Source organism: Nocardioides sp. LHD-245 (assembly GCF_030929495.1).
Classification (GTDB): Bacteria; Actinomycetota; Actinomycetes; order Propionibacteriales; family Nocardioidaceae; genus Nocardioides.
In genome coordinates this window covers 53,814-78,751 of the sequence record NZ_JAVFWN010000011.1, presented here as the reverse complement: position 1 = coordinate 78,751, position 24,938 = coordinate 53,814, and the positions used below count along the sequence as shown (strand labels likewise).

At 70.4% G+C, this 24,938-nt stretch carries 22 protein-coding genes; 15 read left to right on the top strand and 7 right to left on the bottom strand.

Annotated features, from left to right (window positions below):
- The first annotated feature begins 78 nt into the window (after positions 1-78).
- Positions 79-543 carry an Lrp/AsnC family transcriptional regulator gene (locus tag RB608_RS16695; protein ID WP_308089170.1) on the top strand — a complete coding sequence of 155 codons (465 nt, stop codon included), beginning with the start codon at positions 79-81 and terminating at the stop codon, positions 541-543.
- Between the two features lie 58 nt (positions 544-601).
- Positions 602-2,404, top strand: coding sequence for a DUF429 domain-containing protein (locus tag RB608_RS16690; RefSeq protein ID WP_308089169.1), 1,803 nt, complete (start codon positions 602-604; stop codon positions 2,402-2,404).
- A 30-nt stretch (positions 2,405-2,434) separates the two neighbouring features.
- Here RB608_RS16690 and RB608_RS16685 read toward each other — a convergent pair whose 3' ends face one another.
- Both RB608_RS16685 and RB608_RS16680 read right to left on the bottom strand, forming a co-directional pair.
- Positions 2,435-2,815, bottom strand: coding sequence for a DUF488 family protein (locus RB608_RS16685; RefSeq protein WP_308089168.1), 381 nt, complete (start codon positions 2,813-2,815; stop codon positions 2,435-2,437).
- A gap of 8 nt (positions 2,816-2,823) precedes the next feature.
- Positions 2,824-3,492, bottom strand: coding sequence for a 1-acyl-sn-glycerol-3-phosphate acyltransferase (locus RB608_RS16680; RefSeq protein WP_282404406.1), 669 nt, complete (start codon positions 3,490-3,492; stop codon positions 2,824-2,826).
- A gap of 138 nt (positions 3,493-3,630) precedes the next feature.
- On the opposite strand from RB608_RS16680, the gene RB608_RS16675 reads away from it, so the two are divergent.
- Together RB608_RS16675 and RB608_RS16670 are read left to right on the top strand one after the other, a co-directional pair.
- The gene (locus tag RB608_RS16675) at positions 3,631-4,971 is read left to right on the top strand and encodes an FAD-binding oxidoreductase (RefSeq protein ID WP_308089167.1); all 1,341 of its coding nucleotides are present in this window, start codon (positions 3,631-3,633) and stop codon (positions 4,969-4,971) included.
- A gap of 15 nt (positions 4,972-4,986) precedes the next feature.
- A complete protein-coding gene (locus RB608_RS16670) occupies positions 4,987-5,340 on the top strand; it encodes a cupin domain-containing protein (protein WP_308089166.1) in 354 nt (117 codons plus the stop codon).
- A 305-nt stretch (positions 5,341-5,645) separates the two neighbouring features.
- Here the strand turns inward: RB608_RS16670 and RB608_RS16665 are convergent, their stop codons facing one another.
- Positions 5,646-6,254 (bottom strand): dihydrofolate reductase family protein, encoded by a 609-nt coding sequence (locus RB608_RS16665; RefSeq protein ID WP_308089165.1) that lies wholly within the window; start codon positions 6,252-6,254, stop codon positions 5,646-5,648.
- 435 nt (positions 6,255-6,689) lie between these two features.
- Here RB608_RS16665 and RB608_RS16660 point away from each other — a divergent pair, with 435 nt between their 5' ends.
- The 3 genes from RB608_RS16660 (at position 6,690) to RB608_RS16650 (ending at position 9,811) form a co-directional block, all read left to right on the top strand.
- Positions 6,690-7,607, top strand: coding sequence for an NADP-dependent oxidoreductase (locus RB608_RS16660; RefSeq protein WP_308089164.1), 918 nt, complete (start codon positions 6,690-6,692; stop codon positions 7,605-7,607).
- Between the two features lie 207 nt (positions 7,608-7,814).
- Complete coding sequence (locus RB608_RS16655; protein ID WP_308089163.1) at positions 7,815-8,165, top strand: response regulator transcription factor; 351 nt, start codon at positions 7,815-7,817, stop codon at positions 8,163-8,165.
- Complete coding sequence (locus RB608_RS16650; protein WP_308089162.1) at positions 8,162-9,811, top strand: ATP-binding protein; 1,650 nt, start codon at positions 8,162-8,164, stop codon at positions 9,809-9,811. Before RB608_RS16655 ends, RB608_RS16650 begins: the two co-directional genes overlap by 4 nt.
- Positions 9,812-9,844: 33 nt before the next feature.
- On the opposite strand, the gene RB608_RS16645 is transcribed toward RB608_RS16650, so the two are convergent.
- Complete coding sequence (locus tag RB608_RS16645; RefSeq protein WP_308089356.1) at positions 9,845-10,489, bottom strand: response regulator transcription factor; 645 nt, start codon at positions 10,487-10,489, stop codon at positions 9,845-9,847.
- A gap of 289 nt (positions 10,490-10,778) precedes the next feature.
- Here RB608_RS16645 and RB608_RS16640 point away from each other — a divergent pair, with 289 nt between their 5' ends.
- The 8 genes from RB608_RS16640 to RB608_RS16605 all read left to right on the top strand — a co-directional run bounded on the left by RB608_RS16640 (position 10,779) and on the right by RB608_RS16605 (position 21,894).
- A complete protein-coding gene (locus tag RB608_RS16640; protein WP_308089161.1) occupies positions 10,779-16,352 on the top strand; it encodes a cadherin domain-containing protein in 5,574 nt (1,857 codons plus the stop codon).
- A 22-nt stretch (positions 16,353-16,374) separates the two neighbouring features.
- A complete protein-coding gene (locus tag RB608_RS16635; protein WP_308089160.1) occupies positions 16,375-16,929 on the top strand; it encodes a tail fiber protein in 555 nt (184 codons plus the stop codon).
- The gene (locus tag RB608_RS16630; RefSeq protein WP_308089159.1) at positions 16,926-17,459 is read left to right on the top strand and encodes a tail fiber protein; all 534 of its coding nucleotides are present in this window, start codon (positions 16,926-16,928) and stop codon (positions 17,457-17,459) included. Before RB608_RS16635 ends, RB608_RS16630 begins: the two co-directional genes overlap by 4 nt.
- Positions 17,456-17,974, top strand: coding sequence for a tail fiber protein (locus RB608_RS16625; RefSeq protein ID WP_308089158.1), 519 nt, complete (start codon positions 17,456-17,458; stop codon positions 17,972-17,974). The genes RB608_RS16630 and RB608_RS16625 overlap by 4 nt, the downstream gene beginning before the upstream one ends.
- Positions 17,975-18,018: 44 nt before the next feature.
- Complete coding sequence (locus tag RB608_RS16620) at positions 18,019-19,536, top strand: hypothetical protein (protein ID WP_308089157.1); 1,518 nt, start codon at positions 18,019-18,021, stop codon at positions 19,534-19,536.
- 116 nt (positions 19,537-19,652) lie between these two features.
- On the top strand, positions 19,653-20,408 hold the full coding sequence (locus RB608_RS16615; RefSeq protein WP_308089156.1) for an SDR family oxidoreductase: 756 nt from the start codon (positions 19,653-19,655) through the stop codon (positions 20,406-20,408).
- Entirely contained in the window at positions 20,405-21,292 is an 888-nt protein-coding gene (locus RB608_RS16610; RefSeq protein WP_308089155.1) for an SDR family oxidoreductase, read from the top strand. The genes RB608_RS16615 and RB608_RS16610 overlap by 4 nt, the downstream gene beginning before the upstream one ends.
- The gene (locus tag RB608_RS16605; RefSeq protein WP_308089154.1) at positions 21,289-21,894 is read left to right on the top strand and encodes a TetR/AcrR family transcriptional regulator C-terminal ligand-binding domain-containing protein; all 606 of its coding nucleotides are present in this window, start codon (positions 21,289-21,291) and stop codon (positions 21,892-21,894) included. Before RB608_RS16610 ends, RB608_RS16605 begins: the two co-directional genes overlap by 4 nt.
- 88 nt (positions 21,895-21,982) lie before the next feature.
- Here RB608_RS16605 and meaB read toward each other — a convergent pair whose 3' ends face one another.
- From meaB to RB608_RS16590, 3 genes are read right to left on the bottom strand one after another with little or no spacing between them, the layout of a single operon-like run.
- Positions 21,983-22,939 (bottom strand): methylmalonyl Co-A mutase-associated GTPase MeaB, encoded by a 957-nt coding sequence (gene meaB / locus RB608_RS16600; protein WP_308089153.1) that lies wholly within the window; start codon positions 22,937-22,939, stop codon positions 21,983-21,985.
- Positions 22,936-23,871: a hydroxymethylglutaryl-CoA lyase gene (locus RB608_RS16595; protein ID WP_308089152.1), complete on the bottom strand. Its 936-nt coding sequence runs from the start codon at positions 23,869-23,871 to the stop codon at positions 22,936-22,938. The genes meaB and RB608_RS16595 overlap by 4 nt, the downstream gene beginning before the upstream one ends.
- A gap of 1 nt (position 23,872) precedes the next feature.
- Positions 23,873-24,856: a TIGR03619 family F420-dependent LLM class oxidoreductase gene (locus tag RB608_RS16590; protein ID WP_308089151.1), complete on the bottom strand. Its 984-nt coding sequence runs from the start codon at positions 24,854-24,856 to the stop codon at positions 23,873-23,875.
- Positions 24,857-24,938: the final 82 nt, after the last annotated feature.

The following is a 24,938-nucleotide window of genomic DNA, read 5'->3' as shown; positions in this document are numbered from 1 at the left end:
ACCCAGGTCACATGACAAGCGATTCCGAAGGGAAGTTAGGTGATTGCAACGAAATCCGTACCTGCCTAGGATCGAGTCGTGCCCAAGCCGAAGCCGACGCCGCTCGACGACGTCTCGAAGGCGATCATCGCCGAGCTCCAGGACGACGGCCGACGGTCGTACGCCGCCATCGGCAAGGCGGTGGGTCTCTCCGAGGCCGCGGTGCGGCAGCGGGTGCAGCGCCTCGTCGACAGCGGAGTCATGCAGATCGTCGCCGTCACCGATCCCACCGAGATCGGGTTCGCACGCCAAGCCATGATCGGCATCCGCGCCTCCGGGGAGCTCGAGCCGATCGCCGACGCCCTCGCCGAGGTGAAGGAGGTCGACTACGTCGTCATCACCGCCGGCTCCTTCGACCTGCTCGCCGAGGTGGTCTGCGAGAGCGACGCGCACCTGCTCGAGATCCTCTCCGGCCGGGTCCGCACCATTCCGGGGGTGCTGTCCACCGAGACGCTCGTCTACCTCAAGCTCCGCAAGCAGACGTACTCCTGGGGAGTGCGCTGAGCGCCGACCGGTCTCCGGCCGGGGCAGGCCGAAGCGGTTGCCTCGGTAGGGTCGCACCATGAGTGCTGACGGACCGGACGACGTCGTCGAGCACTTCGTCGGGATGGACCTCGCCTGGGGGGAGCGCCGGCCGACCGGCCTCGCCGTCGTCGACGGTGACGGCATGCTGCTGGCCGTCTCGGCGGCGCAGACCGACGACGACATCGTCACGGCCCTGGCGCCGTACGTCGAGGGGGCCTGCGTCGTCGCGATCGACGCGCCCATCGTGGTCGCCAACGCCACCGGCAACCGGCCGGCCGAGGCTGCTCTCAACAAGGACTTCGCGCGCTTCGACGCGGGAGCCCACCCGGCCAACACCGGCAAGCCGGAGTTCCGCGAGCAGCCCCGTGCCGCGCGGGTGGCGGCCCGGCTCGGGCTCGACATCAACCCCCGCTCGCGCCGGCCCCGGCGCGCGATCGAGGTCTACCCCCACCCGGCGACCGTCGCGCTGTTCCGGCTCGGCCGCACCCTGAAGTACAAGAACAAGCCCGGCCGCGACCTGGAGCAGCTACGGGCCGAGCTGCTCGTGCTGCTCGGTCTGGTCGAGGGACTCGGCGCCGCCGAGCCGCCGCTGCACGTGGACGGTCTGCCGGTCTGGACGGCGCTGCGCTCGGCGACGGAGACGGCGACCCGCAAGAGCGAGCTGAGGGTCGTCGAGGACCAGGTCGACGCGGTGGTGTGCGCCTATGTCGCGCTGTTCGCGGAGCGCCGTCCCGCCGACACCACGACGTACGGCGACCTCGAGACCGGCTATATCGTCACCCCCACCCTGCCGGAGGGCCTGCTGCCCGCCCCGCGACCCGCGCGGGACCCGGCCGCGGCTCCCGACATCGGCGCCGCGGTCCGCCGGTACGCCGAGCTGCAGCCGCAGTTGCGGGACGTGACCGACGGCTTCGTGCGCCTGGTGACCTCGATCCTCGACGAGGCCGGCATCAACTACCTGACCGTGACCGGCCGGGCGAAGAGCGTGTCGTCCTTCGCGGCCAAGGCCGCCCGCGCGCTCGGCGGCCGCCCGCTCTACACGGACCCGCTGCGCGAGATCACCGACCAGGTCGGCGTCCGCGTGATCACCTATGTCCAGAGCGACGTCCAGGCCGTCGTCGACCTCCTCGGCGACCAGGTCGTCGTCCACGACGACCGCGACATGGGTCAGGAGACGGCCAGCGAGGGACGCTTCGGGTACTCCAGCCGTCACCTCATCGTCGGCCTCGACCCCGCCCGCGCCGGTGACGAGGACACCGACCCGCTCCAGGGCCAGCAGGCGGCGATCCAGATCCGGACGGTCCTGCAGCACGCCTGGGCGGAGTTCGAGCACGACACCCGCTACAAGGGCGCCGTCCCGGCCGAGCACGTCCTCGAGCTCGACCGCCGGTTCACCCTCGCCGCAGGCCTCCTCGAGCTGGCCGACCGCGAGTTCTCCACGATCCGCGACCTGCTCCGGGACGGGCCGACGGAGGCCGAGGACGACGACCACGACGAGGAGGACGGCGACCCGCGGATGAGTCCGCGTGAGCTGGCGGCCTTCCTCGCCGGCCAGTACTCCGATGCCGGCTGGTCCCGCACCGACCACTACACCTGGATCTCCGCGCTGGTCCTCGAGCTCGGGATCACCTCCCTGGCCGCGCTCGGTGAGTCGCTGCGCTCCGTCGACGACGAGGCCCTGCGTGAGCGGATGGGCTACCGCTACCCGCCCGGCGCGGTCCGCCGCCTCGACGACGCCCTGCTATGGGTCTACGGCGAGCGCTACGTCGAGCTGCACGGCAACGCCCACCGGGTGCCGGCCCTGCGGGCGCGGCTGGCGCGGATGCGCGTCGAGGACTGACCCGGGCTCCCCGGTCCCTCGACTCGTCGGCTACTCCACCGCTCGGAGCAGATCGGCGAGGACGGCGGCCTGGCTCAGGTCGAGATCGCGCGACGCGGTCATGAGGGTGAGGGGCCCGGCGGACAGCAGCCTGCGCAGGTGGGCGACGGCCGCCGCCTGCTCGCCCTCGCTCAGCTCGGCGCGGTAGCGGCGTACGAACTCGGCGTGGCGGGCGGGGTCGTGGCCGTACCACCGGCGCAGCGCCGTCGACGGGGCGACGTCGCGCAACCACTCCTCCCAGGGCGCCTCGGCCTTGCTCTGCCCCCGTGGCCACAGGCGGTCGACCAGGACCGCGGTGCCGGTCGCGGGGCGGCCGTCGCGCACGTGCGCCACCCTGACCGCGGGGTGCCGCGTGGGGCGCTCGGCGCTCATGGCCCGGTTCACACCTCGGCGGGGAGCTCGTTGTAGACGCCGGCGAGCTCCTGCCCGGTGAGCGCGTGGATCGCCGTCATGATCTCGTCGGTCGCCTCGCGCCGGGCGCGGCCGGGAGCCAGGCCCTCGAAGCGCCCGGTGAAGTCGATCGGCGCGCCGAACCGCACGGTCACCTTGGCCCGCCGGGGCCAGGTCGCGTCGGGTGGCTGGAGATCCGCGGTGCCGAGGAGGCCGACCGGCACCACCGGTACGCCGGCCGTCAGGGCCAGCTGGGCGACCCCGGTGCGGCCGCGGTAGAGCCGTCCGTCGCGCGAGCGGGTGCCCTCGGGATAGATACCGAACGCCTCACCCCGGCCGAGGACGTCCAGCGCCACGTCGAGCGAGTTGAGCGCGGCGCGGGTGTCGGTGCGGTCCACCGGCACCATGCCCAGGCCCTCGAACCAGGCCCTACTCAGCCGCCCGCGGAGGCCGGAGCCGGTGAAGTACTCCGCCTTCGCGAGGAACACGACCTTGCGTGGGGCGACGATCGGGATCACCACACTGTCGGCGAAGCTGAGGTGGTTGCTCGCGAGCAGCACCGGCCCGGACGCCGGCACGTTCTCGACGCCCTCGATGGTCGGTCGCCACAGGGCGCGCGCCAACGGAGGAACCGTCGTGTGGAGGACCTCGTAGAGCACGGGGTCAGCCTAGTGCCGCGTGCCGTGGCCCATGGCCCAGCCCGCCCTCGCCGGTCTCGGTCTTTCCCCAGTCCGTGGGATGCCCACCGGCACCTCGCCGAGGATCGTGGGCGACCAGGGAGGCGTCTGGAGGTCGGCATGACGAAGTGGTACGAGCCCGGTGCGGCCGGGTACGACGAGCAGCGCGCGCTGTTCAACGCGATGATCGACAGGCGGCCGCGGGTCATCGCGGCCTGCGCCGGTCCAGCCGACGTCCGGGAGGCGCTCGAGCACGCGATCCGCGAGGGGCTCGCCGTCGCCGTCCGCTCCGGCGGGCACTCGGTGGCGGGGCAGTCCACCAACGACGACGGGCTGGTGGTCGACGTACGTCCGATCAAGGGCGTCGAGATCGACGTGGTCGCCCGCCGGGCGCGGGTCGGCAGCGGCTGCACCTGGGGCGAGTTCGACGCCGTCGCCCAGGAGCACGGTCTGGCCACGACCGGTGGCAGGGTGTCCACCACCGGGGTCGCGGGGCTGACGCTCGGCGGCGGCTCGGGCTGGCTGGAGCGCAAGTACGGCCTCAGCTGCGACAACCTGCTGGCGGTCGAGATGGTCACCGCCGACGGTCGCGAGATCCGCGCCGACGAGACCCAGCACCAGGACCTGCTCTGGGCGAGCAAGGGCGGCGGCGGCAACTTCGGCGTCGTGACCGCGCTGGAGTTCCGGCTGCACCCGGTCGGGCCCGCCATCCTCGGCGGTCTCATGGCCTGGCCCCTCGCGCAGGGTGTCGAGGTGGCCCGGGCCTATCGGGACTGGGCCGACGACGCCCCCGACGAGCTCGGCAGTGGGCTGGTGGTCATCAGCGGCCCGCCGGAGGAGTTCATCCCGCCGTACCTGCAGGGCGAGCCGCTGATCGCGATCGCGGTGTGCTGGACGGGGGACCGGGTGGCGGGGGAGGACCTGGTGCAGGTGATGCGCGACCTGTCGCCGGCGGTCGACCTGGTCGGCCCGATGCCGTACGCCCAGTTGCAGTCGATGATCGACGACCCGCCCGGCCTCCGGCAGTACTGGAGCGCCGACTACCACGACACCTTCCCCGACGCCGCCGTCGGCGTCTTCCTCGATGCCGGTGCCGGGCGGCCCTCACCACTGACCCAGCACCTCCTCCTCCCGTGGGGCGGCGCCGTCGCCCGCGTCGAGCCCGACTCCACCCCATTGACCCAGCGCGGCGCCCGCTGGGTCAGCCACCCCTTCGCGACCTGGGAGGACGCCGCCGACGACGACGCCAACATCGCCTGGGTCCGTGACTACCGCCGGGCCAACGCCCCCTTCACGACCGGCGGCGTCTACCTCAACTTCATCGGCGACGAGGGCGACGAGCGCATCAAGGCCGCCTTCGGCGCCGACAAGTACGAGCGTCTCGTCGCCATCAAGTCGGAGTACGACCCCGGCAACGTCTTCTCCGGCAACCAGAACATCCGTCCCCGAACCACCGTCTGAGCAGAGGAGAGGCTCATGTCCGACACGCACAGCATCGACACACCCCACGAGCGCCGACCGTTCCAGGACCACGGACACATGGACGTCGTCACCCTCGGTGCCTTCACCGTCGGCCGCGGCACCTTCGAGCCCGGCTGGCGCTGGTCGAACGACGTCAAGCCCATCGCCGGCACCGACTCCTGCCAGGTCCACCACACCGGCATCTGCCTGTCCGGCCGGATGACCGTCAAGCCGGACGCCGGCGACGAGCTCGAGATCGGTCCCGGCGACGTCTTCGACCTCGACCCCGGCCACGACGCGTGGACGGTCGGCGACGAGGCCTGCGTCCTGCTCGACACCGGCGTGGCGGCGTACGCGACGCCGAGCTGATGCCGGCACGGTCGACGGACAGGTTTCGCCCGGAGTGACCGCTCGTAGGCGAGCTGCCTTCCCGATCGGGCTGCGCGGCACGTGCCGGTCCGGCATGTTCCGAAGGACGCCGAAGCCCGCCCGTCTCCGAAGAGGCGGGCGGGCCGGCTTCCCCCAGAAAGGAAGGATCGTCCCCCATGAAAGGACAACTCGATCGTACGTGATGGGTGGTGACGCGGTCGGTGCACACCCGGCTCAAGCGGGCCAAGGCCGACCAGCTCGCCCTCGGCACGCCCGACGACCTCGACCCGGCCCTCTTCGGCCGCTCAGGAGTCACCACCCGCGAAGCTGCCATCGTCTCCACCGCCCGCACCCCGACCGGCCGGCTGGTAGCGCAGAGCGACCGCCCCGGATCGGAACCCGTGGCGATCCACGAGCTCGAGCTCGACGCGCTCGCGCAGACCGGCGAGCAGCGTCGGCCCATGCCCCGCGAGGACCGGCTGTACGACGAAGACGTACTCGTCGATCAGCCCCAGGTCCGCCAACGCCAGGGGGAGCGTCACGCCACCCACGAAGACGCCTTCGCCCGGCTCCTCCTTGAGTTGCTGAACCGCCTGCCCCAGGTCGCCCTGGACCAGGTCGGCATTCCAGTCGACGCTGCTCAACGTGCTCGACACGACGTGCTTGGGCGCCCGGTCGATGGCCTCGGCGAACGGGGTCTCCCACGCGCCCATCCAGTCGGGCCAGGTGCCGGTGTCCGGGCGTCGCCAGGCCGACTCCATCATCTCGTAGGTCACGCGGCCGAACAGGAGCGCATCGGCTCGCTCCATCTCGGCGGTCCAATAGCGCATCGACTCCTCGTCCGGCGGGATCCCGGCCTCGTGGTGGCAGCAGCCGTCGAGGGTCACGTTGATCGCGTACCGAAGTGGTCTCATCTCGCTGACTCCCTTGAAGCGCGCGGAGCGGTTTCGCCCGAGCGTATTCAGACTTCCACCGGCGTCATTTCTCATCGCCGCGAAGAGTCCGTCGATCCAGGCGATAGCCTCGGCCAGGATGACGGGCCCTTCTGGTTCATCCTCCGCCCCGTGGTGGACTCCCGGACAGGGGGCGTACCGCTCGGCGACGACGTCGGGGTCGGCGACATCGCCTACCATGCATCGTGGGGCAACTTCGCCCCTTCTACCGCGCGGGCGCGACCTGCACCGGCGGGCTCCTGCACCTGACCGACTCGCCGCACATGACCATCAGCGAGTCGTGGTGGTCTCGCCCGGCCGACTGACGCAGGAGACGACCGACCGAGCATCGACAACGCAGTCTCCGCAGCTCCGAGGCTGCCAACGCGCGAAGAACGAAAGGCAAGGAGGTGCCGTGTGAAGGCGATCGTGGTGACCGATGAGGCCGCAGGAACGGCCGGGATGACGCTGGATGAGCGACCCGTACCGGTAGCGGCGGGCAACGACGTCCTCGTCGAGGTGCATGCCTCAGGGTTCACGCCGGGCGAGTTGACGTGGCCCTCGAACTTCACCGACCGCCTGGGCCGCGACCGCACGCCGTCGATCCCGGGCCACGAGCTCTCCGGCGTGGTCACTGCCCTCGGGTACGGCACCAGGGGGCTGTCGGTGGGACAGCGGGTGTTCGGGCTCGCGGACTGGACCCGCGACGGCACCCTGGCGGAGTACACGGCCGTTGAGGCCCGCAACCTCGCGCCGCTGCCTGGTGACGTCGACTTCACGGTCGGTGCGAGCATCCCGATCTCGGGTCTGACCGCCTGGCAGGGACTGTTCGTGCACGGCCGCTTCGAGGCCGGTCAGGGCGTTCTGGTGCACGGCGCTGCCGGGGGAGTGGGCTCGATGGTGACCCAGCTCGCACGCGACGCCGGCGCCTACGTGATCGGTACCGGACGTGCGGGGGACCGGCAGGCGGCGCTCGACTTCGGCGCGAACGAGTTCGTCGACCTCGACAACGACACGTTGGAGGACGTCGGCGGAGTCGACCTGGTCTTCGATGTGATCGGCGGGGACATCCAGAATCGGTCCGCCGGCTTGATTCGTGCCGGGGGCACGCTGGTGACCATCGCCGGTCCACCGGAGACTCAGCCTGCCGAGGGCCTGGCGGTCGACTTCGTGGTCGAGGCCGATCGCGTCCAGTTGGCGGAGATCGTGCAGCGCGTGCGGGACGGGCGGCTGCGAACGAACGTAGGAAATGTGGTCGACCTCGAGGACGCCGTCGCAACCTTCAACGGGACCGAGCGACCGAAGGGGAAGACGATCATCCGCGTCCGTCCATGAGGCAGCCCGGACACACGCCGTGTGTCAGCGGACGCCGCCTGGGCTTCCCCGTGGGCGATCTCTCGTCGTACTGACTGACTGATTGACCATGCCGACCCGCGCAAGAGCCGGTGGCGAGCACCACCGCCGACGCCACGCTCGAGAGCATGACGAGTCGTCCGTGCCAGCACGGATCACCCACGAGCCGGCTGGTGGGAGAGTGGGCCAATGTCACTGCGGGTCGTGCTGGTCGATGACGATCGACGGTTCCGCACGACGGCTCGACGGGCGCTGGAGGCCGAAGGTGTCGAGGTGGTGGCCGAGGTCGCGTCCGGCAAGGACGCCCTCGCGGCGGTTCAGGATTGCTACCCTGATGTCGTCCTCATCGACGTCCGGATGCCCGGCGTCGACGGCATGGAGGTCGCTCGGCGGCTCCAAGGGAAGGTCGGTGCGACCGCGATCTTGATCTCGACGCTCGACCCCGATCACGGCCGACTACTGGCCGAGGGCCTCGCCGCGGGCTATATCCCCAAGGACGAGCTCTCGCTGGCGGCCATCACCGAGCTGTTGGGGCGATGAGCCGAGCGCCGCGAATCGGCTTGGTGGTCGTCGCGCTGCTCGCGGTCGCCGGCCTCGTCTGGCTCGATCTCGACAGTCCGTACGACCTGTGGTTGGCGCTGGTGGCCGGTGCCGCACCGCTCGTCCTGCTCGCCTGGTTCTTCCTCGCCCGGGCAGCCGACGAGCGGCTGGCGCTGGCGCTGGCGGGCCTGGGCACCGGCGGGCCGGATACCACGGTCCGCGGCGTCCTCCGCCGGGTGCTCGCCGACCCGGACCTCGAGATCGTCTACACGCAGGTCGGGAGCGGTGGTGGCTGGATCACCGGCCTCGGCGAGCAGGCGGCCAGACCGGTTCCTGCGGAAGGCAGAGCGTTCACGCCCATCGACCGCGACGGGAAGCCGGTCGCCGGTCTCGTCCACGACCGCCGCCTGCTGCGTCACCCTCGGCGACTGCAGGCCGCCCTGGACGCAGCGTCCCTGGCCCTCGACAACGAACGCCTCAAGGCGCAGCTTCGAGCCGAGCTGCTCGAGGTGCGTGCCTCGCGGTCGCGCATCATCGACGCCAGCGATCGCGAGCTCCAGCGCGTCGAGCGCAACCTGCACGACGGCGCGCAGCAACGGCTCGTCGGACTCGCCCTCATGTTCCGGCTGGCGAGCCGACGGGCCGCGGGCGACCAGGAGCTGACTGCCCTGCTCGACGACGGCGCCCGCGAGCTCAGCGACGCGATAGCCGAGCTGCGTGAGCTGACCCGCGGCATCCACCCGGCCATCGTCGACGACGCCGGCCTCAGCGGCGCGCTCGAGTCATTGGCCGAGCGCCCCGGCCTGCCCGTCGAACTCGAGGTCGATCTCCCCGTCACCGTCCCCGAGGTCGTCGAGGTCGCTGCCTACTACCTGGTGGCGGAAGCTCTCACCAACGCCAACAAGCACGCGAACGCCGCACACGTGGCCGTGCACGCCCTGACACGGGACGGGGTCCTCCGCCTGACGGTGAGGGACGACGGCGTCGGCGGAGCCGTGGCCTCGCCCAGGTCGGGTCTGCAGGGACTGGCCGATCGGATCGGCGCGCTCGGAGGGACGTTCACGATCGACAGCCCACCCGGCTCCGGCACCACTGTGACCGCCGGCATCCCGCTCGCTCCGAGCGTCCTCACCGATAGCGAGCAGCAGCGGATGACGGCCCTGCGGTGGTTCGTGCATGAGAACTGGGAGATGCCCGGCGAGGTCGTGGACCAGATCACCGACGAGGACAACCTCATCGCGGGCAAGGTCATGCTGCTGGCGGCCGGCGGGAACGCCCGGATCACCGAACGTGAGCGCGAGTGGGTGGTCGGCTACCTCACGGCCGCACGCGATGCGGACTGGGTGATCGAGGCGGTCACGGCCTATGACGACTCCGACACCCTCGAGGACTTGATGCAGCTACCGGGGATTCCAGAGACCGTGCGGGGAATGCTGTACGACGGGATCCGGATGTGCGCCAGTGACGGGCCGCTCACCCCCGATGAGCTCAGCCACCTGGAGCGCTCGGCAGCCACCCTGGGCATCGCGCGCGAGGAGCTCGACGAGCTGTGTGCGATCGTCGCCGCCGATGCCCAGCTGAGACGGCGGCGCTTCAACGCCGTGGTCGTACCCGTCCTCCCGCGCGGCTTCTCGCCCTCGACCTGACGGTCTCCGCCGGCGAGCCAAAACACCTCGACGTCAACCGGCGCTCGCCCGCAGGTGCGCGAGCACCGCCAGCACCCGGCGGTGGGTGCTGGGCGTCGCCTCCAGGTCCAGCTTGTGGAAGATCCGGCTGGTGTGGGTCTCGATCGTCCGGCTGCTGGTCGCCAGCAGGGTCGCGATGGCCGTGTTGGAGTGGCCCTCGGCCACCAGCGCGAGAACCTCGTGCTCCCGGGCCGTCAGGCGATCCAGCGGGTCGGTCCGGCGCGGCGACTCGAGAATCTTCCTGACCACCTCGGGGTCGATCACTGTGCCGCCGTCGGCGACTCGGGAGATGGCGTCGACCAGCTCGGCGTGCGCGGTGATGCGCTCCTTGAGCAGATAGCCGACCCCGCCGTGCGCACCCTTGAGCAGGTTCATCGCGTGGAGCGTCTCGACATACTGGGACAGCACCAGAACGCCAACATCGCGATGTCGCTCCTTGAGCTCCACGGCGGCCTGTAGGCCTTCGGTGGTGTGGGTCGGCGGCATCCGGACGTCCATGATCACGACGTCGGGGCGCAGGTCCGCGACCGCAGTGACGATGCCGAGCGCATCGGAATGCTGGGCGACCACCGCGATGCCCTCGTCGCGCAACAGACGGGCGAATCCCTCGCGGATGAGTGGGGCGTCGTCGACGAGCATCACCCGGTACGCGACCACGAGCCGATTGTGTCCCGCGATCGGTCGGTTCCGCAGCGAAAACCACCGGGTGGGCGTAACGAGGTCCGCGCTCCGGGGCATCCACCGGGCCGTGCACACCGGAGCGGGCGTCGTCCGTGCTGGCACGGACGACACTCGGTGCCCCAATCCCTACCGTCTGACCAGAGTCGACACCGGAAGCTCGGCGTCGACGAGGACAAGCGGTCAGCGTGCAGGTGGGCCGGCGACGGCCAGCGATGTGGCGGACAGCGCGACGTGGGGTAGGCGAGCCATGACGAACAGCTCCTGGTGGGGTTCACGAGGCCTCGGACGGGTCGCGGCGCTGGCCGCAGCGCTCCTCGTGGTGGGTGCGTTACAGGTCGTGCATGGCGTCACCGCGTCGGCGGCCGGCCCGGGTTGCACGATCGTCGGTACGCCGGGTCCCAACACGCTGGTGGGCAATGCCGAGCGCAACGTCATCTGCGGCCGGGGAGGCGATGACCGGCTGATCGGTCGGCGAGGCAAGGACGAGCTGCGAGGCGCGGGTGGCGACGATCGGCTTCTCGGTCGGAGGGGACGCGATGTCCTGCGCGGTGGTCAGGGCGACGACGTACTGTCCGGTGGCCGGGGCAACGACCGGCTCGACGGCCGCGACGGCGGCCGATTCCGCGACATCCTGAACTGCGGCCCGGGGAAGAGGGATCGCGCGTTCGTCGATCCGGGCGACGTCGTACGAAGCAGCTGCGAGATCGTCGTTCAGAACCACCGCCCGACCGACGTGACCCTCAGTCCGTCGAGTGTCATCGAGACCGCGCCGGTCGGCACCGAGGTGGGCTCACTCTCGGCGGCCGACCCGGATCCTCGAGACGACCACGTGTTCCGGCTCGTGCCCGGCAGGGGGGCCGCTGACAACGCCGCCTTCCGAATCTCCGGGGATCACCTGGAAACGGCGGCTGTCCTCGACTTCGAGGAGGACCCGGAGCTGTCGATCCGGGTGCGCGCGACCGACCGATCGGGAACCTCGGTCAAGCGCGTCCTCAAGGTCACGGTCACCAACGCCAGCGAGGGGACCGCCGCACCGGCAATCGCCGGTCTGGAGATCGGGACGCTGGGATACGTCGAGAACGACCCGGCCACGGTGATCACCGCGAGTGGCACCGTCACCGACCCGGATTCGGCGAACTTCGCCACCGGCACCCTGACCGTGGACTACGCATCCGGAGGCCAGGCCGAGGACCGCCTCGCCATCAACAACCAGGGCACCGGCGCCGGACAGATCGGGGTCGCCGGTGTCAGCGTCACCTTCGGCGGCAGCCCCATCGGCACCTTCACCGGGGGCACAGGCGCCGTCCCACTGATCATCACCCTCAACGCCGACGCGACGCGGACTGCGACGGCGACGCTGCTGCGGAACATCACCTACCGCAACGCCTCCGACGCCCCCTCGACGACCGCTCGGGCCGTGCGGTTCGTGCTCACCGACGGCGACGGCGGCACCAGCAACCCAGCCACTCGCGGCATCGCCGTCGCCGCAGTCGACGACGCCCCGCTGGCGCTCGACGACAGCGTGACCGTGGCCCAGGACGCGGCGGCCGTACCGGTCGCGGTTCTGACCAACGACACCGACCTGGACGGTGGGCCGAGGACGATCGCCTCCGCGTCCGACCCGACGCACGGGACCGTCGCACTCATCGGCGGCTCGGCCGGTGCCCACGCCGGGCTGACCTACCGGCCCGACACGGGCTACTGCAACACCTCCGTTGGCGGGCCGGACGCCTTCACCTACACGCTGAACGGCGGCAGCATCGCGACCGTCTTCGCGACCGTCACGTGCCCACCGGTGCCGACCAACGACCCGCCCACCGACATCACCCTCGGCAACAACAGCGTGGCGGAGAACCGGCCGGTGAACACGGTCGTCGGCGGCTTGTCGGCGACCGATCCGGACGTCGGGAACACGCATACCTTCATGCTGGTCGCCGGGGCGGGCAGTGCGGACAACGCGTCGTTCGACATCGCTGGCGCCGGCCTGCGGACGAGCGCGGTGTTCGACTTCGAGGCCAAGGCGAGCTACGCGGTCCGGGTGCGCGTGACCGACCAGGGCGGTCTGACGTTCGAGAAGCAGTTCACGGTCACGGTCACCAACGCGGCGGAGAACGCCGCGCCGACGAACCTCTCGTTGAGTGATCTGAGTGTGGCGGAGAACGAGCCGGTGAACACGGCTGTGGGTAGCTTGTCGGCGACTGATCCGGACGTCGGTGACACGCATACCTTCACGCTGGTGGCGGGAACCGGCAGTGCGGACAACGCGTCGTTCACCATCTCTGGCACCGGCCTGCGGACGAGCGCGGTGTTCGACTTCGAGGCCAAGGCGAGTTATGCGGTCCGGGTGCGGGTGACCGACCAGGGCGGTCTGACGTTCGAGAAGTCGTTCACGGTCACGGTCACCAACGCGGCGGAGAACGCCGCGCCGACGAACCTCTCGTTGAGTGATCTGAGTGTGGCGGAGAACCGGCCGGTGAACACGGTCGTCGGCGGCTTGTCGGCGACCGATCCGGACGTCGGTGACACGCATACGTTCACGCTGGTCGCCGGGGCGGGCAGTGCGGACAACGCGTCGTTCGACATCGCTGGCGCCGGCCTGCGGACGAGCGCGGTGTTCGACTTCGAGGCCAAGGCGAGCTACGCGGTCCGGGTGCGGGTGACCGACCAGGGCGGTCTGACGTTCGAGAAGCAGTTCACGGTCACGGTCACCAACGCGGCGGAGAACGCCGCGCCGACGAACCTCTCGTTGAGTGATCTGAGTGTGGCGGAGAACGAGCCGGTGAACACGGCTGTGGGTAGCTTGTCGGCGACTGATCCGGACGTCGGTGACACGCATACCTTCACGCTGGTGGCGGGAACCGGCAGTGCGGACAACGCGTCGTTCACCATCTCTGGCACCGGCCTGCGGACGAGCGCGGTGTTCGACTTCGAGGCCAAGGCGAGCTACGCGGTGCGGGTGCGGGTCACCGACCAGGGCGGCCTGACGTTCGAGAAGTCGTTCACGGTCACGGTCACCAACGTCAACGAGGCACCAGTCGCCGACAACGACTCGTTCGGGGACGCGCTGGGCAACACCCGGTTCGTCGTCGGTACGACCTCGACCGGCCCGCTGCTGGGGCCGATCCCCGGCAGCGTGCTCGACGGCGACACCGACGTCGACACCCCCGCCGCCAACCTGACCGCCGGACCCGCGTCGATCACCTCCACCCAATGCGCCAGCACGTGCGCCGGCAACGTCACCATGCAGCCCGACGGCCAGTTCATCTATGACCCCAAGCCCGGCTTCACCGGCAGCGACACGTTCACCTACACGCTCAGCGACAACAGCGTGGTTGCGCCGGCCAACCAGACCGCCACCGGCACGGTCACGATCAAGGTGGTCGGCCCGGTGGTCTGGTACGTCGACGGCGACGCGAGCGCGGCGGGCGACGGGCGCTCGCACTCGCCCTCGAAGACGCTCTCGGCGCTGTCCACGGGGGGCTCGCTGGATGCCCTCGACAAGACCTTCGACGTCATCTTGGTCTACGGCGCTGCCGCCCCCTACGCGGGCGGTCTCGTCCTGGAGGACGGTCAGCGACTGATCGGCGAGCCGCACAGCCTCGACGTCGACCCCAGCGGCGACATCGGGCTGATCAACGACGTCGTCCCGGCGGGCGGCAGCAACCCGGTGATCGTCAACGCGTCGGGGGACGGACTGAACCTCGCCTTGGGCAACGAGATCCAGGGGATCGACCTGGGCAACGCCTCGGGTGCGGCACTGTTCGGCAACGACGTGAGCTCGGCGATGATGAACACGGTGACGCCCGGTGTGATCGACAACGCGACCGTCGGGGGGCGGGCGGTCGACATCTCCCTCGGCACGCTGAGCATGGCCTTCACGTCGGTCTCGTCGACAGGGGGACCGCACGGGATGCGGTTCGACCACACGCAGGGCAGCTTCGTCGCCGGCGGCGGCTCCTTGAGCAACGCGACGGGCACCGACGTGCTCATCACCGGCGACCGCTCGTTCGATGACCTCGCCTTCACCTACGGCGGCGCGATCAGCGACGACAGCGGACCGCTCATCAGGATCTCCGACCAGACCGGCGGCGTGAAGAGGTTCACCGGTCCGATCACCGACCTCCCTGCCACGCCCGGCAACGGCGGCGGCATCCTGCTGCAGGACAACTTCCTGGGCTCGAACACCTTCCGGTTCGAAGGCGGACTGAACCTGTCGACCGGAACCTCGAGCGCGATCGTCGGCAGGAACGGCGGAACCCTGGCGATCACCGATCCGGGCGGAGTCGGGGTCGGAGTCGACAACACACTCGCCTCGTCGACGGGCACCGCACTGGACATCGACGGCATCACCATCCACGGCGACGACCTGACCTTCCGCAGCATCTCAGCCAATGGCGCACCGAGCGGCATCGCCCTCACCAACACCGGTACGGCGGGAGGTCTCATCGTCACCGGCACCGGAGCACCCGACAGCGGCGGCACGATCGCCAACACCACCGGACCCGGCGTCGCCCTGACCGGCACCGACCACGTCTCGCTCAACAATCTGCGGATCCAGGGGGCGAACCGCAGTGGCGTGCAAGGCGCCGATGTCACGAACTTCTCGTTCACCAATGGGGCGATCGTCAACGCCGGCGACGCGCGAGCCGACGACAACGACTCCTCGATCGCGTTCAACACGACCTCCGGCGGGCACAACAACAACATCGACGGCCTGGTCACGATCACAGGCAGCACGTTGACGGGCGCGTTCGGCGGAGGCGTCGACATCTTCAACTACGACGGCACGATCAGCAGCGCCACGATCACCGGCAACACGATCTCCAGCTCCTTCGTCCCGGAAGACTCGAAACGGAGCGGCATCGCGCTGAACCTGTTCGGCTCGTCCACGACTGTGGCCAGTCTGACCAAGGCCACGATCGCCAACAACACGGTCACCGGATTCCCGTCGGGCGACGGCATCAGCATCCAGGGCGCCAGCACCGCCAGCTCCACGGCGCCGCCCGGCACCTACGGGGTGCCCGGCTCCGCCACTGACGTGGTGTCGATCACCGGCAACCAGGTCATCGGCGATACGACCAACAAGATCAACGGCTTCGGCATCTCGGCCAGCGTGACCGGTCGGGGGCAGGGCAACTTCTCCATCACCGACAACGGCACGGTCGGCAGCCCGCTGCGGAACATGAAGTCCTCGGCCATCGCCATCGGCCTGGCCGGTGATGCCACCGCCTACTTCACCGTGACCGGAAACCAGATCAACGCCAACAACGGATTCAGCACCGCCGCCATCGCCCTGGGCACGGACAAGAACATCCAGGCCGACCTCAGCACGCTGGCCACGCCGACGGCCCGCGCCACCATCACCGGGAACACGATCGCGAACACCTCCGGCCCGGGCATCCGGATCCTGCACCGGGACTCGAACGGCACCCTGAACCTGCGCCTGGAGAACAATGCGAACACCGGCGTCCAGGGCCTGCTCCTCTCGGGCATCCGGGTGGAGAACGGCAGCTCGGGCGACGCCGCGTACAACCCCACCCTGTGCGCGAGCATCGCGAGCAACAGCGCCACCAGCGCGCCGGTCAGCGGCGGGGACAAGAACGGCGGGATCAACGTCTACAAGGAGTCCGACGCGGCCGCGACGTACAAGTTCGGCCTCGTCGGGCTGACCCCGTCACCCGCCACGGCCGCGCAGACCGAGACCTTCCTGGCGGGCCAGAATCCTGCCAGCGAGACCGGCGTCGGATTCTTCGCGGGCAAGAAGGTCGTCGTTCGCACAGGCGACCAGTTCACCAGCTGCACGCTGCCGGCAGGGATGTAACAGCCCACTGAGGAGGAGCACGATGACCGAGACCGAGACCGAGACCGAGACGGACGTCGCGGGAGCGCCGTACCTGGGAGAGGTGAGGATGTTCAGCTTCGGGTTCGCCCCCGAGGGCTGGGTCCGCTGCGATGGCCGCGCGATGGACATCAAGGGCAATCCGGGGCTCTTCTCCCTTCTCGGCACGACGTTCGGCGGCGACGGGCAGACGTCGTTCAACCTGCCGGACCTGGGCGCCCGAGTGCCCATACACTCCGGGGCACCCGGCGACGTCGGTCGCGCTGGCGGCGAGGCGAGCCACCAGCTGGTGCCTGTGGAGATGCCGACCCACAACCACCAGCTTCTCGGGAGCAACGTCTCCTCGGGCAATGTTCCGGGCGCGACGAAGCGCCTGGGCAACAGCGAACCGGGCAGCCTCTACGGCCCCGGGAGCAACCTGACCGCGATGCACCCGGCGGTGGTCGGGGTCTCGGGTGGGTCCGCGGCCCACGAGAACCGTCAGCCCTTTCTGGCCCTCAGCATCTGCATCTGCATCCAGGGCGACTACCCCCCGAAGAGCCTGGAGGAGGCGTCATGATCGTCCCCTTCGTCGGCGAGGTGAGGATGTGGGCCGGCAGGTCCGCCCCGGAAGGCTGGTCGTTCTGCGACGGCCGCCAGCTTGCGATCAGCGACAACGGCGCCCTGTTCCAGCTGATCGGGACCACGTACGGCGGCGATGGCAGTGAGTTCTTCCTGCTGCCCGACCTGCGCGGCCGGGTGCCGGTCGGCCTGGGAGATGGGGCGGACCTCGGAGATCGGGGCGGTGTCGAGACCGTGAAGCTGACGGTCGAGCAACTGCCCGCCCACAACCATTCGATGATGGGCTCCGTCGACCCGGCGAGCAGGAGCACGGTCGACTCGAGCGTCCCGGCGTCGATGCCTGCTACCGGTGCCGGTTCGGCCTACGGATCGGTGCAACCGTTCGTCCCGCTCGCCCCCAGCGCCGTGGCCCCCACGGGGGGTGGCCTTCCGCACGACAACATGCAGCCCTACCTGTGCGTCTCCTTCATCATCTCCTTGTCCGGCATCTTCCCGAGCCGGAACGAGCGCGAGGGAGCGTTCCAGTGACCGACCCCTTCATCGGTGAGATCCGCGCCTTCGGCTTCCCCTTCGCCCCGGCCGGATGGGCCTTCTGCAACGGGCAGCTGCTTTCCGTCAGCGAGCACAAGACCTTGTTCGCCGTGCTCGGGGCGACCTACGGCGGCAACGGCAGCACGACCTTCGCGCTGCCGGACCTCCGCAACTCCGTTCCCATGTCCTGGGGCACCGGCCCGGGTCTGTCGCCTCGTGCGATCGGCGACAAGGGCGGTCAGGCAGGGGTGAGCCTGCGGGTCAGTGAGATGCCGTCCCACGAGCACTCGTTCAACGCCTCGGCCGACCTGGCCGACGAGCGTCAGCCGTCAGGGCAGGCGTTCGCCCAGGGGGACGGCGTCTCGGCGTTCGGTGCCCTCGAGTCGGCGACCACCATGTTCGGCTTCGCCATCGCGGTCGCCGGGATGGGCCAGCCCCACAACAACCAGATGCCCTATCTCACCCTCAGCTTCTGCATCGCGCTGCAGGGCTACTGGCCGGCGGAGGCCTGACAGCGCCGGGTCCATCCCTTCCCCAAGTCCAACAAGGAGTCCTCATGGCCGCGGTGTGGCATTACGGAGAACCGTTCTACGTCAAGCTCTACTGGGTGGTGCCAGGTGAGCCGCATGCCTGGGTGGGCTGGCTGGGCAACGCCGGCGTCGAGTCGGACTATGCCCAGCCCGTGGCCGGCCCGGAGGACGTGCCGCCGACCGGTGCCGCCAAGGTCCAGTGGGTGGTCGACGCTCAGCGCGGCGGCGCCACCGACGAGAAGACCTATGAGGAGGAGCTGGCCGGACGACCTCGCTACCTCACCTCGGAGGGACGGGTCCTCGACGGCAGCGGTCGCCACGGCAAGTACCTCTACTGGGATTCGGCCGACATCGGCGACAAGGGCTACGCGATGGCCATCGAGAACATCGACGACGACCTGGTCACGGTCAGCCGAGAGATCAGCACCGATCCTGCCGGATCCGCGATCTGCAGCGCGGGAGACTCGTATCTGTACTACTACGGGGAGGGCAACGCGACCGTCCTGCTCGAGTTCGTGTCCGCGTCGAACTACAGTCGTCCGGCCAAGCACGAGAACTGGATCAGGGACCGCAACGCCATCATCGGCGACCGCCCGCTGACGAAGATCGTGATCCCCGGCAGCCACGACGCCGGCTCCTACCAGATCTCACGTCCCGGGGGCGAGATGACCAGCCGGGCGCAGCAGGTCGACGTCATGAACCAGCTGCTCGCCGGCTCGCGCTTCCTGGACCTGCGGACCGACATGTACCAGGGCGTCTGGTACATCCGCCACGGCACCGACTGGACCGACGTCCGCTTCGAGCACGTGGTCGAGCAGCTCGGCACCTTCCTCGACGACCACCCCGACGAGTTCGTGCTGGTCGAGCTGCTCGTGGCGGATGTCAAGGGCGTGCCCGGGATGAGCGGCGACTACCGAGACGCCTGGAACATGCTGTTCGCCCGGGTTCACGAGCATCTCCTGAACTACGCGGACGAGGCGGGCAACAAGACCGACATCACAACGGTCACGCCCAACGCGCTGAAGGCGGCCGGCAAGAACCTCCTGGTCTTCTCGTGGGGCGAGGCCACGTCCTGGCATCTCGACGTGGACACGGGGTCGGGGAAGGTCCTCCAGGACGCCGAGAAGAGCGACCCGTTGGCGTCCGGAGCGACCCGGATCTTCGTCTCTCCTTGGGAGTCCAAGCCTGAAGGGGAGAAGCCTGAGGGACATGTCGCTGACCTCGAGGGCGTATACCTCGACCCCAGCGTGCACGTCGTGCAAGCGGCGGACATCTACGAGGGCTACCTCGACTACCAGGGGACCGGTGGGCTCTGGAACCTGCAGACCAATGTCCCCTGGCAGCTGTACAACTACGGGCTGTCGCTCTACGACGGCCATGTGCGAGTGACGCCCGCCCTCGTCTACTACCTACAGCTCCGGAGGATCAACAACGACAAGGCCAACATCATCAACATGGACTACCTCGGCGATCTCGTCGTCGACGTGGACGGTAGCCACGACCTCGTGTCCGCCGTGATCGCGGCGAACGTCGCCTCGAAGTAGCCGGCGCCCGGCGGGCATGGGGCAGCGCCTCCGCGACGTTGTGAACGCATCGTTCATATGCTTGAATATGAACGAACCGTTCAGATCGGACGGCGTCGGATCCGAAGGGACCACCCATGTCCACCACCTCCACCCCCACCCGCGTCGCCCTCGTCACCGGCGGTTCGGGCGGCATCGGCAGCGCCGTCGCCGAGCGGCTCGCCGCTGACGGCATGGCCGTCGCTATCCACTACGCCAGCAAGGCGGCTCCGGCCGAGGAGCTCGCCGCGCGGATTGGCGCGGCCGGCGGCAGGGCGATGGTCGTCGGCGGCGACGCTGCCGGTGACGTTGCCGACGAGGTCGCGATGGCGGCGGCCTTCGACGCGGTCGAGGCCGAGCTCGGGGGGATCGACGTGGTCGTCAACACTGCCGGGATCATGCTGCTGGGACCGATCGCGACGCTCGACCTCGCGGACCTCGACCGGATGCACCGCACCAACATCCGGGGCACCTTCGTGGTCTCCCAGCTGGCCGCGAACCGGCTGCGTGCAGGGGGAGCGCTGGTGAACTTCTCCACGACGGTCACCCGGACCGCCTTCCCGACGTACGGCGCCTACGTCGCCTCGAAGGCAGCGGTCGAGAGCATCACCCCGGTGCTGGCCCGCGAGCTGCGCGGCCGGGACATCACCGTCAACGCGGTCGCACCCGGCCCGACGGCCACGCCGCTGTTCCTCGACGGCAAGGACCAGCAGACGATCGAGAACCTGGCCAAGGCGGCCCCGCTCGAGCGGCTCGGCACCCCGGCCGACATAGCCGAGACCGTGTCCTTCCTCGCCGGGCCCGCGCGCTGGGTCAACGGCCAGGTGCTCTTCGTGAACGGCGGTCTGGCATGAGTGCGCGGGTCGTGGTGATCACCGGCGCCTCGAGTGGCTTCGGCGCCCTGACGGCGCGGGCCGTGGCCGCCGGCGGCGACATCGTCTACGCCGGGATGCGGCAGACGGCCACCCGCAACGCGGGCGCCGTCGCGGCGGCGGCCGACTACCGCGTCGAGCACGCCGTAGACCTGCGCGCGATCGAGCTCGACGTCAACGACCAGGCCTCGGTCGACGCGGCCGTCGCCGAGGTGCTGGCCGAGCACGGCCGGATCGACGTGCTCGTCCACAACGCCGGCCACATGGTCGTCGGACCGGCCGAAGCGTTCACCCCCGAGCAGCTCGCCGAGATCTACGACATCAACGTGCTGTCCACCCAGCGCGTCAACCGGGCGGTGCTCCCGTCGATGCGCGAGCGCGGGGCGGGGCTGGTGCTGTGGGTGTCCAGCTCGAGTGTCAAGGGCGGCACCCCGCCGTACCTCGCGCCGTACTTCGCCGCGAAGGCGGGCATGGACTCCCTCGCCGTGTCGTACGCCGGAGAGCTGGCGCGGTGGGGCGTCGAGACCTCGATCGTGGTGCCGGGGTCGTTCACCTCGGGCACGAACCACTTCGCCCACGCCGGCCGGCCCGCGGACGCGGCGGTCGAGGCCGCCTACGAGAGCCGCTACGCGGGGCTGATGGAGCAGGTGGGCGAGAAGCTCGCGGCGCTCGCGCCGCCCGACGCAGACGCGTCGATGGTGGCGAGCGAGATCGCCCGCATCATCGCGCTTCCCGCGGGGCAGCGGCCGTTCCGGGTGCACGTCGACCCCGTCGACGACGGCTCGGAGGCGGTCTCCGAGGTCGCTGACCGGATCCGGGGGGACTTCCTCGCGCGGGTCGGCCTGGCTGATCTACTGACCACGTGAGCACTCCTGAGCCGACGGTCCGGCGTGGCCGGGGCCGGCGTCCGGCCGACGAGGTCCGCGCCGACGTGCTGCGCGCGGTCGGCGAGCTCCTCCTCTCCGAGGGGATGGCGGACCTGACCTTCGAACGGGCCGCCCGGACCGCGGGCGTCAGCAAGACGACACTCTACAAATGGTGGCCCTCGGTGGGCGCTCTCGCGCTGGACGGCTACTTCCACGCGGTCGAGGACGAGCTGGAGTTCCCCGACACCGGCGACATCCGCGCCGACCTGCTCGCCCAGCTCCGCGCCTTCGTCGCGGTGATGACCGGGACGCCCGGCGGCCGGGTGCTGGCCGAGCTGATCGGCCACGCCCAGACCGACCCCGAGCTGGCCCGCGCCTACCGGGCCCTCTACTCCGGTGAACGCCGCCGGCTCGCCGGCGAGCGCCTCCAGCGGGCCCAGGAGATCGGCCAGATCCGGTCCGACGTCGACGTCCAGGTCCTCGTCGACCAGCTCTGGGGCGCGGTCTACCACCGCCTGCTCATCCCCGACGAGCCGGTCACCGACGCCTTCGTCGGCGCACTCGTCGCCAATTTGCTCGGTGGCGTCGGTTCGGGGGCCTGACCTCGTCTGGAACGTCACCGTGTCTGAAGTACCGACGCAGGCTCGCCGGACGACGCGGAGGAGGAGCGGCTCGCGCTCCACGCGACGGTCAGACCAGCCGCCGTGCGGCGTCGACCACACCGAGCCGGTCGGCGAGCACCTCGGTGACCAGCGTCTCCAGCAGGTCGGCCTCGCGGTCGCGCTCGGCCCAGGTGCGGATCCGCTCAGCCGCGGCAACTGCTCGGATCTCGCCGGCCAGCCGCCGTCGAAGACGGTGGTCGTGCTCGCCGGACCCGCGGGACCACGCACAGTGCGCGGTGAGCGCGGCGAGCAGCTCGTCGGCACCGTCACCGGAGGTCGCGATGGTCCTCACCAGCGGGACCGTCCAGGTGCCGGGGGAGGAGTGCGCGAGGCGCAGCATCGCGCGCAGGTCGCGGACGAGGTGGCCGGCGTCGTCGCGGTCGGCCTTGTTGACGCAGAAGACGTCGGCCTCCTCGAGCAGCCCGGCCTTCTCGGCCTGGATGCCGTCGCCCATGCCGGGGGCGAGGACCACGAGGACGGTGTCGGCGAGCGCGACCACGCCGATCTCGCTCTGCCCCACCCCGACGGTCTCCACGACGACGGTGTCGAAGCCGCAGGCCTCCAGCACGCGCACCGCCAGGGGTACGGCGGCGGAGAGCCCGCCGAGCTGCCCGCGTGAGCCGAGCGAGCGGATCACCACCTCCGGGTCGAGGTCGTGGCGCTGCATCCGGATCCGGTCGCCGAGGAGGGCGCCGCCGGAACGGGCCGAGGAGGGATCCACCGCGAGGACGGCGACGCGATCGCCCCGCGCCCGCAGCCGGGCGACCAGGGCCGAGGTGAGGGTCGACTTCCCGGCTCCCGGTGGCCCGGTGACCCCGATGACCTGGGTCCGGCCGCGTTCGGGTGGGAGCGCGTTCAGCAGGGTGGCGAGCTCGGTGCCGCCGGACTCGACGTAGCTCAGCACCCGCCCCAGCGCCACCGGGTCCCGCCCGGACACGGCGGCCCGGACGAGCTCGGGCAGGGGCCTCCTCGGCGCGCGGCTCACGCGAACTTCCTCTGCAGCCTCACCGGGAGACCGGCCCGTTGCACCATGCTGTTCAACTGGCGACCCAGCACCTCTTCGGCGCGGCGTCCGGCGCTGATCAGCCGGTCGAGGTCGAGGCCGAGCGGCACGCCCATCCCGGTGAGGATGGTGGCGAGGTCCTCGGCGCACACGTTGCCGGCGTCGCCGGTCTGCACGCCGGCCTCGGGCGGGTGCCCGCCGGTGCCGCCGAGCGAGACGTCCAGCCAGGTGGCGCCTGCCGCCCCGGCGGCGAGCGCGTTGGCGACGCCGGCGCCGCGTTGGTCGTGGAAGTGCGCGACGACGGGCAGCCCCAGGGCGGCCACGTCGGCGACCAGCGGACCGGCGGTGTCCGGCAGCGCCTCGCCGGTCGTGTCGCCGAGCATGATCCGGTCCACGCCGTACGACGCCAGCTCGGTGGCGACCCGCAGCGAGTGCGCCGGGTCGACCGGGCCCTCGATGGGGCACCCCCAGGCGGTGCCGACGCAGCCCGTCACCATGAGGCCGTCCGCCCTCGCGGCCGGGGTGAGCTGCCGGATCTCGGCCAGGGAGGCCGCCAGGGTCCGGTTGGAGTTCTTGAGGTTGTAGCTCTCGGAGGCGGCGACGATCAGCGTGACGGAGTCGACCCGCTGCTCCTCGCCCTGCGCGCGCTGCATGAGTTCGAGGCCGCGCGGATTGGGGATCAGTACCGCGTACTCCACGCCCTCGTGGCGCCGGTAGCTCGTGAGCACCTCGGCCGCGTCGGTGAACTGGGGGAAGTGCCTCGGGCTGGTGAACGAGGTCAGCTCCACGCGCTGGTAGCCGGCGGCCGCCAGCAGCTCGAGGATCTCCAGTTTGGCGGCGGTCGGGACGAAGCCCTCCGGCTGGATGCCGTCGCGTGCCCAGCAGTCACTGATCCGGACGTCCTCGAGCGCCATGTCATGCCTCCGAGGAGCGCAGGGCGCCGGTCTGGCCGGCGGCCTCGGCGAGCAGCTCGTACTGCCGGACGAGGATGTCCTGGTTGGGGTTGGGCATGTCGATGGCCAGCCGTTTGACGCCGAGGTCGGCGTACTGACCGAGCAGGTCGGTGGCCTCGGCGATGCTCATGAAGCTGCGTCGCGACGAGCTGGGCGCGCCCTTGAGCGGGTCCGCGATGCCCCACACCAGGGTGACGGTGATCTCGGGGACCGGCTTGCCTTCGGCGGCCGCGAACTCCTCGAGGTAGTCGATGCCCTTCTTGAGCTCGCCGGGCGCGACGTGGGCGGGGATCCAGCCCTCGCCGCGGCGTACGGCGCGCCGGACCGCTGCCTTGCTGCCCCCGCCGATGAGGAACGGTGGGCGGGGGTCGCTGACCGGCTGGATCAGGCTGAGCACCTCGCCGAGCTGGACGGACTCGCCCTGGTGGGAGAACTGTGGGTTGGTCAGCAGCTTGTCCATGACGTCGAGGTACTCGTCCAGCCGGCGACCGCGGGCGCTGTAGTCGCGGCCGAGCGCCTCGAACTCACCGGGGACGTGGCCGGCACCGACGCCGTACAGCATCCGGCCGCCCGACAGGACGTCGAGCGTACCGAGCATCTTGGCCTGCACGATCGGATCGCGGTACGGGCCGACGATGATGCAGCTGCCGAGCTCGACCTCGGTGGTGCACCCGGCCAGGTAGCCCCAGAGAGCGTAGGGGTCGAGCCACCAGTTCTCCTCGCCGAAGTACTCCACGGCGCTGAAGCTCTCGTTCCCGTAGTCGTCGGGGGAGAGCCACGACGCCTGGAGCTCCACCTCGTCGCCGGCCTCGCCGAGCGGCGCGACCAGGTGGTCCTGCACCCACAGCGAGCCGAAGTCGAGGGCCTCGGCCGCGGTGGCGAGTGCCTTCGCCTGGGGTCCCTTGACCCACCTCCGGTAGCACGGGATCCAAACACCGACCTTCATGCACGTGCTCCTTCGTGTCTGCGCTCCCACGCCGGGCCTTCTCGCTCGGCATTTGCGCATATGCAAGTTAATCTCAGGTCGA

Bases quoted from the DNA above. Each gene is read 5' to 3' on its own strand.
- RB608_RS16690 (WP_308089169.1), top strand. From the start codon at position 602: ATGAGTGCTGACGGACCGGACGACGTCGTCGAGCACTTCGTCGGGATG.
- RB608_RS16685 (WP_308089168.1), bottom strand. From the start codon at position 2,815: ATGAGCGCCGAGCGCCCCACGCGGCACCCCGCGGTCAGGGTGGCGCAC.
- RB608_RS16675 (WP_308089167.1), top strand. From the start codon at position 3,631: ATGACGAAGTGGTACGAGCCCGGTGCGGCCGGGTACGACGAGCAGCGC.
- RB608_RS16670 (WP_308089166.1), top strand. From the start codon at position 4,987: ATGTCCGACACGCACAGCATCGACACACCCCACGAGCGCCGACCGTTC.
- RB608_RS16665 (WP_308089165.1), bottom strand. From the start codon at position 6,254: ATGAGACCACTTCGGTACGCGATCAACGTGACCCTCGACGGCTGCTGC.
- RB608_RS16655 (WP_308089163.1), top strand. From the start codon at position 7,815: ATGTCACTGCGGGTCGTGCTGGTCGATGACGATCGACGGTTCCGCACG.
- RB608_RS16650 (WP_308089162.1), top strand. From the start codon at position 8,162: ATGAGCCGAGCGCCGCGAATCGGCTTGGTGGTCGTCGCGCTGCTCGCG.
- RB608_RS16645 (WP_308089356.1), bottom strand. From the start codon at position 10,489: ATGCTCGTCGACGACGCCCCACTCATCCGCGAGGGATTCGCCCGTCTG.
- RB608_RS16640 (WP_308089161.1), top strand. From the start codon at position 10,779: ATGACGAACAGCTCCTGGTGGGGTTCACGAGGCCTCGGACGGGTCGCG.
- RB608_RS16635 (WP_308089160.1), top strand. From the start codon at position 16,375: ATGACCGAGACCGAGACCGAGACCGAGACGGACGTCGCGGGAGCGCCG.
- RB608_RS16630 (WP_308089159.1), top strand. From the start codon at position 16,926: ATGATCGTCCCCTTCGTCGGCGAGGTGAGGATGTGGGCCGGCAGGTCC.
- RB608_RS16620 (WP_308089157.1), top strand. From the start codon at position 18,019: ATGGCCGCGGTGTGGCATTACGGAGAACCGTTCTACGTCAAGCTCTAC.
- RB608_RS16615 (WP_308089156.1), top strand. From the start codon at position 19,653: ATGTCCACCACCTCCACCCCCACCCGCGTCGCCCTCGTCACCGGCGGT.
- RB608_RS16610 (WP_308089155.1), top strand. From the start codon at position 20,405: ATGAGTGCGCGGGTCGTGGTGATCACCGGCGCCTCGAGTGGCTTCGGC.
- RB608_RS16595 (WP_308089152.1), bottom strand. From the start codon at position 23,871: ATGGCGCTCGAGGACGTCCGGATCAGTGACTGCTGGGCACGCGACGGC.
- RB608_RS16590 (WP_308089151.1), bottom strand. From the start codon at position 24,856: ATGAAGGTCGGTGTTTGGATCCCGTGCTACCGGAGGTGGGTCAAGGGA.